Annotated in this window: 8 protein-coding genes; 2 read left to right on the top strand and 6 right to left on the bottom strand. The window is 37.1% G+C overall.

Features of this window, described 5'->3' with window-relative positions; translation table 11 throughout:
* Positions 1–1,571 (top strand): NAD(P)/FAD-dependent oxidoreductase (locus tag ACTND6_RS10235; protein ID WP_441024043.1); only part of this gene is annotated, 1,571 nt, incomplete at its 5' end.
* Between the two features lie 8 nt (positions 1,572–1,579).
* Here the strand turns inward: ACTND6_RS10235 and ACTND6_RS10230 are convergent.
* Together ACTND6_RS10230 and ACTND6_RS10225 are read right to left on the bottom strand one after the other, a co-directional pair.
* On the bottom strand, positions 1,580–2,536 hold the full coding sequence (locus tag ACTND6_RS10230) for a carbohydrate kinase family protein (protein WP_441024040.1): 957 nt from the start codon (positions 2,534–2,536) through the stop codon (positions 1,580–1,582).
* Positions 2,537–2,592: 56 nt separating this feature from the next.
* Entirely contained in the window at positions 2,593–2,835 is a 243-nt protein-coding gene (locus ACTND6_RS10225) for a hypothetical protein (RefSeq protein WP_441024038.1), read from the bottom strand.
* 113 nt (positions 2,836–2,948) lie between these two features.
* Between ACTND6_RS10225 and ACTND6_RS10220 the strand changes: the two genes are divergently transcribed.
* On the top strand, positions 2,949–3,542 hold the full coding sequence (locus tag ACTND6_RS10220; RefSeq protein WP_178176810.1) for a LexA family protein: 594 nt from the start codon (positions 2,949–2,951) through the stop codon (positions 3,540–3,542).
* Between the two features lie 38 nt (positions 3,543–3,580).
* Here the strand turns inward: ACTND6_RS10220 and ACTND6_RS10215 are convergent, their stop codons facing one another.
* The 4 genes from ACTND6_RS10215 to ACTND6_RS10200 form a co-directional block, all read right to left on the bottom strand.
* The gene (locus tag ACTND6_RS10215) at positions 3,581–4,921 is read right to left on the bottom strand and encodes a peptide ABC transporter substrate-binding protein (RefSeq protein ID WP_441024046.1); all 1,341 of its coding nucleotides are present in this window, start codon (positions 4,919–4,921) and stop codon (positions 3,581–3,583) included.
* Between the two features lie 3 nt (positions 4,922–4,924).
* Positions 4,925–5,173 carry a hypothetical protein gene (locus ACTND6_RS10210; protein WP_441024036.1) on the bottom strand — a complete coding sequence of 83 codons (249 nt, stop codon included), beginning with the start codon at positions 5,171–5,173 and terminating at the stop codon, positions 4,925–4,927.
* 101 nt (positions 5,174–5,274) lie between these two features.
* Complete coding sequence (locus ACTND6_RS10205) at positions 5,275–5,565, bottom strand: Dabb family protein (RefSeq protein WP_441024034.1); 291 nt, start codon at positions 5,563–5,565, stop codon at positions 5,275–5,277.
* Between the two features lie 5 nt (positions 5,566–5,570).
* Positions 5,571–6,482 carry an ROK family protein gene (locus ACTND6_RS10200; protein ID WP_441024032.1) on the bottom strand — a complete coding sequence of 304 codons (912 nt, stop codon included), beginning with the start codon at positions 6,480–6,482 and terminating at the stop codon, positions 5,571–5,573.
* Positions 6,483–6,541 lie beyond the last annotated feature (59 nt).

Genomic DNA, 6,541 nt, shown 5'->3' with positions numbered 1-6,541 from the left:
ATAATAAATACATGTTATTAAAGATCAATCAAATTAAAGTTCCTGTTGGAACAGCTTTATCAAAAGAAGATATCGCAAAAAAGCTACATACATCACTACATGATGTCATTTCTTATACAATTGAAAAAGAATCTCTAGATGCACGCGGAGAAAATCTAGTCAATTCCTATACGGTTCTTGCAGATATTAAAAACGCTGAAAAGCATCTCAGAAAAAAAGATATACAGATTGGAAAAGAAGAAAAATATATTGCTCCTGAACCAATCCAGACGGATGAAAGACCAGTGATTGTAGGCTTTGGACCGAGCGGTATGTTTGCTGGCCTTCTCTTAAGTGAATGTGGATGCAGGCCAATCATCATTGAACGAGGAAAAAAAGTCGAAGAACGTCAGAAAGATATCGATGAATTCTTTCAAAAAGGTGTACTTCTAGAAGAAAGCAATATTCAATACGGCGAAGGCGGTGCTGGTACATTTTCCGACGGCAAGTTAACAACACGTATGAAAAATATCCGTGTCAAAAAAGTACTGGAAGAATTGATTGAAGCTGGTGCAGATCAGGAAATCTATTATCAGAATCGTGCACATATTGGTACAGATGTTCTTAGAGTATTAGTGAAGAATATTCGTGAAAAGATTATTTCTCTTGGCGGTGAAATTCATTTTTCAACACGTTTAGAATCCATTGAAACAAACAATGGAAAAGTACATTCCATTTTGACAAATACAGGAAAAATACAGACAAATCATGTATTGTTATGCTGCGGACACAGTGCATCTGATACATATGAAACACTTTACGCACAAGGAATTCATATGATTCAAAAAGATTTTGCATGTGGTGTACGTGTAGAACATCCGCAGGCACTAATCAATCAAAATCAATATGGAAAGTTTGCAGATCACCCTGCTCTTGGTGCTGCCAGCTATTCTTTAACACACCATTCCTCCAATGGCAGAGGTGTCTATTCCTTCTGTATGTGTCCTGGTGGTGTTGTCATCCCGGCTTCTACGCAGGCTGCTTCTTTAGCCGTCAATGGTATGTCCTACAGCCAAAGAGATGGGAAGAATGCAAACAGTGCAATCTTAGTACAGATTCCAGCAAAGGATTTTGATCATGGACATCCATTAGATGGATTTGCTTTCCAGAAACAGCTGGAGAAAAAAGCATATATTGATTTATTCAATGCACCAAGTGAAAATATCAAAGACTATATTGATCACACAAACCCTTCTTCTTTAAGAATCGAATCTTCTTATCCTAGAGAAACTGTTGTCTATGACATGCATCAACTGTTTTCAGATGAAGTGAACCAATCTTTAGAAGATGGTTTCCGTAACTTTGATCATAAAATTCCTGGTTTTATTGAACAAGGAATCATGGTAGGTATGGAATCTAGATCTTCTTCTCCGATTCGTATTCTAAGAAATGAAGATGGACAAAGCAGTAATTGTCTTGGTCTATATCCTTGTGGAGAAGGTGCAGGATATGCAGGAGGCATTGTTTCCAGTGCAGTCGATGGCATCAAACAGGCAGAAAATGTAATAGAGAATATAAAAAACAGTCACTAACTGTTTTTTTAATCAAATATTGACATCTGCTGACAACGATGCGCTGCAGGATCCAAATCAAATTCTGCCGGTTCAAATCTAGGACATACACTTTCAGAATTTGAAATCACAGAAGAAGCAACTCTTGTACCAATTTCACAGGATTCCTTCAAACTCTTTCCATATGTCAAGCCAACCGCAACACCTGTAAAGAATCCATCTCCTGCGCCTGTTGTATCAATCACCTGTGTCTTCTGTGCTGGAATATGTCCATAATTCCCATGTTCATCAACATATACAGCACCCTTTTCACCAAGTGTTACAACAAAGTTAGAATACTGTGCTGTTTTCGCATGCTTTGCGATAATTTCAGCAAGCTGTTCTGGTTCATATTTCGAATAATCTTCAGAGAATAATATACTTGCTTCCTGATCATTACATACAACACACCCTGTACGTTTCATCAGATCCCTTCTTTCCATCGCAATCGACATATTACTTACAACGGCATACACTTTAATCCCATACTTATCTGCCAATGCAAAAATACGATTCAAAATATCAGAATCCATATCAATTTCTACGACGATACTATCAGAAGAAGCAAAGATTTCATCTCCATGCTCATCTAGAATATTTGCGATTTCTGATAAGTCTGGACGCTGTGAAATAGAAGCAACAACATCTCCAGCATTATCAAATATGGCAAGCCATGTACCTAGTCCTCCAGCTGCTCTACGAATATATTTTGTATTCACTTTATGTCTGTTGAGCTTTGCGATAACATCACTTGATGTACCGCTGTCATCAACAACACTCACAAATGTTGGTCTCAATTCAAGATTTGCGATATCTTCCGCAACATTTCTGCTAACACCACCATGTACCTGCAACACTTTTCCAGCATTTCTACCTGATGGAATATATTTTTTATTCGGATATCCTTTCACATCCACAAAAACTGCACCAAAAACTGTAATAGGCATTTCATTTCTCCAATTCTTTACCAAAAGGATACAAGAAATTTACATAAGACACAACATTATGGATGCATACTTTCAATAAACCAGCGATTCTTCTCCAAGAAAAGATTTCTTCTTTGTCCGCAGATCATACAGACATATCGCACCCCACATCCACCAACTTGAGATGCTCTTCTTTCTTTGCTTAATACCTTGTCAATCTGATAAGTCATTCCATTATCCCAACAGACATATAATGGAACAATATTTCCATTCTTTGTTTGTTTTACGACGACATCAACATATCTTTTATATAGTTCCATACACTTATCCTTTCTTCATCATTATATGAAAATATTTGAGCATTACAATATCAAATGCAACACTTTTTAAACAAATATTTGATAAATGTGCATAAGAAAGCTAAAATATATGTATGACATTACAAGAAGTAATATTGGAATATAAACAAAGATCAGGATTATCCACTTCACAAATTGCCCTGAAACTAGGTGTTGCCCGTTCTACTGTCATGCGATGGGAAAAAGGAGAAGTTACACAGATTACATCCAAAGTATGTGCAGCATTAAGCAAGACTGTCGGCTATGATGTAACACCGCTTCTGAAAGGAAATGATGGACGTATCAAGATCCCAGTTGTTGGATATGTCAAAGGTGGCTATGACATGTTCGCAGAAGAAAACTATCTAGGAGAAGAAGATGCCTCCTTAGCGGATAAGCAGCTTGGTGACTATTATTTAAAAGTGGAAGGTTCTTCAATGATTGGTGTTGGTATTATGCCTGGTTCCCTTGTTCTTGTTCACGCAACAAACCATGTGGAAAGCGGTAAAATCGCAGTTATCATGATCAATGATGAAGTGACTGTAAAACGATTTCTTCTGAAAAATAAAATGGTTATCTTAGAAGCAGCGAACCCGGAAGTTGAAAATCGTTACTTTACACCACAGGAAGTTCGTTCTTTACCCGTCCGCATCATTGGAGAAGTCATTTCTGTAAAAACCTATCTATAGCAAAGGGATGTATCGCTTTTGATACATCCCTTTTCATTTCATTCAGCTAATAATAGATGACGATAGCTTGTTACACTAGCAGCATGATAATCAATACCTGTTAATTTTGGATTTTGCAGTGCTGTATTTCCTGCTTGATACAGCGGAACGATTGCAACGTCTTCACTTACAAGCAATTTCTCTGCTTCTGCGAAATCTTCCCATCTCTTTGCAGAATCTGCAGCATCTGTAACTTCTGCCTTTGCAAGCAAAGCATCATAGTCACTAGATACATATTGTCCAGAATTTGATGTTGATTGAGAGTTGAATAAATCCACGTATGTCTGTGGATCTGCATAGTCAGGACCCCATCTTGTCAAACCAATATCATATTCATGGTTATTCATATCTTCCATTCTGCTCTTCTTTGGTTCACACTTCGCTGTAATTGTGAAGCCAGTCTTTTCTAAAGCATCCATGATATATGCAGCAACATTCTTAGAAACATCTGCATCTTCATACAGCAATTCTAGAGAAATGGAATCTACACCAAGTTCCTTGCATGCTTCTGCATATTTTTCCTTTGCCTGATCTGTATCATAAGAAAGTGTAACTTTACCCGCAACATCACGATAATCTTCTCCAGATTCATTGATTGCGGTTTGTTTTGTCACAAATCCATCCAATGCAACTGAGCCATCTTTCAATACAGAATCGCACATTGCACTCGTATCAATGGAATATGCAATAGCTTCACATACACTCTTATTTGCTAGATATTCATTGCCAAAATTGAATGAGAGATACCATGAGAAACCAGATAAATATGTAACGAGATCATCACGATCCTTATAGTCTTCAATGACTTCACTTGTCAGTTTTACATAATCCAGGTTGCCTGCTTCATAGTCAAGAATTGCAGACTGCCCCTGGATGCAGCGGAATGTAATATCATCTACATTTTCTGTATAGTTGTCTTTATCCCAGTAAGAATCATTTTTTGTGAATGTATAGGAATCACCAACTGTCCAGCTGGACATGATATATGGACCGCAATAGAGCATATTGTCACTGCTTAATGCGTACTGATCACCTTGTTCTTCAACAAATTTTTCATTCAAAGGATACAAAGATGGGAAAGCCATCAATGTCAGGAAATAATCACAAGGAAGTGAAAGTTCCACAACAAATGTATAATCATCTTCTGCTTTCCATGATTTTGCATTTGTTGTATTCGTGGAAGCTGCTGTATCAATCAAGAATGCATAGTCACTTGCTGTATTTGGATCAATCAGACGATTCCACGCATAGACAAAATCATTCGCTGTTAGAGCTGAGCCATCACTCCACTTCGCATCTTTACGAATATGGAACGTATATGTCAAAGCATCATCACTGATATCTCAGCTTTCTGCTAGATCAGGCTGTGCAATACCATTGCTGTCAAGCTGTACTAGATCAGCCATGCATAAGCCAAGAGCCTGGAAAGATGTCCCATCTGTAGCAACAGAAGAATTCATACTTGAAATATCTGTGTCTGAATCAATCGCTACAGATTTCGTAGAAGTAGTTGCTGTAGAAGCTGCTTTGTTTGATGAATCACATCCACAAAGTAAAGCTGCCGCAAGAATACTGACAAATATCTTTTTCATAGTCTTTCTCCTCCTATTAAAAATATGCACTCATTTTAATGAGTACATATTCAAGAAGTAAGAATAAATTATTACAATATGAATTAAAAACCTTTCATAAATTATTTCTCGTAGTCAATACAAGCTCTGCTAACCATATGTTCTACAACATAGTTTTTAAATGTTAAATGAATTGGATCATTCTGATATGCATTCAAATCATCTATTGTTTCAAAATCATAAATCAAACAAAGATCATAGTTATTTTCAGGTGCACAAGAAGCATTCACAACTGTCTTCCCACCTTTTGTAGAAGACAATGTATGCAAAGGTTCTGCAAGCTCTAATGCTTTCTGTAAAACTGCTTCATGATCATCCTGTTGAAGCTTAAACATACATACGTGCTGAATCATATATCTTATCCTTTGATTTCAAATAAGTAATGATATAAAGCACCAATCATATTTGCATCATTACCAAATTCACAAGTCACAACTTCTGGTAAAGTAGCTGGCATGAAAGCACCAGCTTCATCATAGTATGCATGCAGTTTCTTCTGTAAAGATTCCATGAGTAATGGCTGCTTACTGATACCGCCACCAATCGCAACACGTTCAACATCCAATACAAACTGTAAAGAAACAATACCAGCAGCTAAAGATTCACAATATTCATCAATCGCATCCAATGCTTCCTGTTTTCCTTCATTTGCATCTGTAAACAAGATTCTTCCATTCATTCCTTCTGGATCAACACCGAGTTTCTTTGCGTAGTTATCACACATGATACCAACACCATTCACTCTTGCCCACATCTTTGTCGGATCATACTTGCCAGAAAGAAGCGTTGTTGGAATACCAGAATACTCACCTGCCGCAAAAGTAGAGCCACGGTATACTTTTCCATCAATGATAACAGCACCTCCAATACCAGTGCCTAACACAATGACTGTACCATTAGAAACACCTTGCATGCTTCCCTTCCAGATTTCTGCAGCTGCTGCAGCCTTTGCATCATTTTCAACCGCAAAGTCTACAGGAATAATTTCATGCAGTTTATCCTTTAAATTCACACCATTAATGTAATTCAATGCACCACTTGTATAGAAATATCCTTTTGTCGCATCAATCTTGCCAGGTGCACTCATTGCAATTGCTTCAATATTAGAATCAGCATACTGATCATAAATGCCTTTGATAGATTCTAAAAATGCATCTAATCCATCATATGGTGTAGGTACTTCACCCTTTTCCTTGATTTCTGCATTTTCATCCATCAATGCATACTTGATATTAGTACCGCCAACATCAATTGTTAAATAATTGCTCATATTTAATTCCCCTTTAGTTTTCTTTACTTCTATTTTATATTTCATCTAGTAAAAAAACC

Source organism: Bulleidia sp. HCP3S3_C9, assembly GCF_052064035.1.
GTDB lineage: Bacteria > Bacillota_I > Bacilli_A > Erysipelotrichales > Erysipelotrichaceae > Bulleidia.
This window is presented reverse-complemented; position numbering and strand designations above follow the sequence as displayed.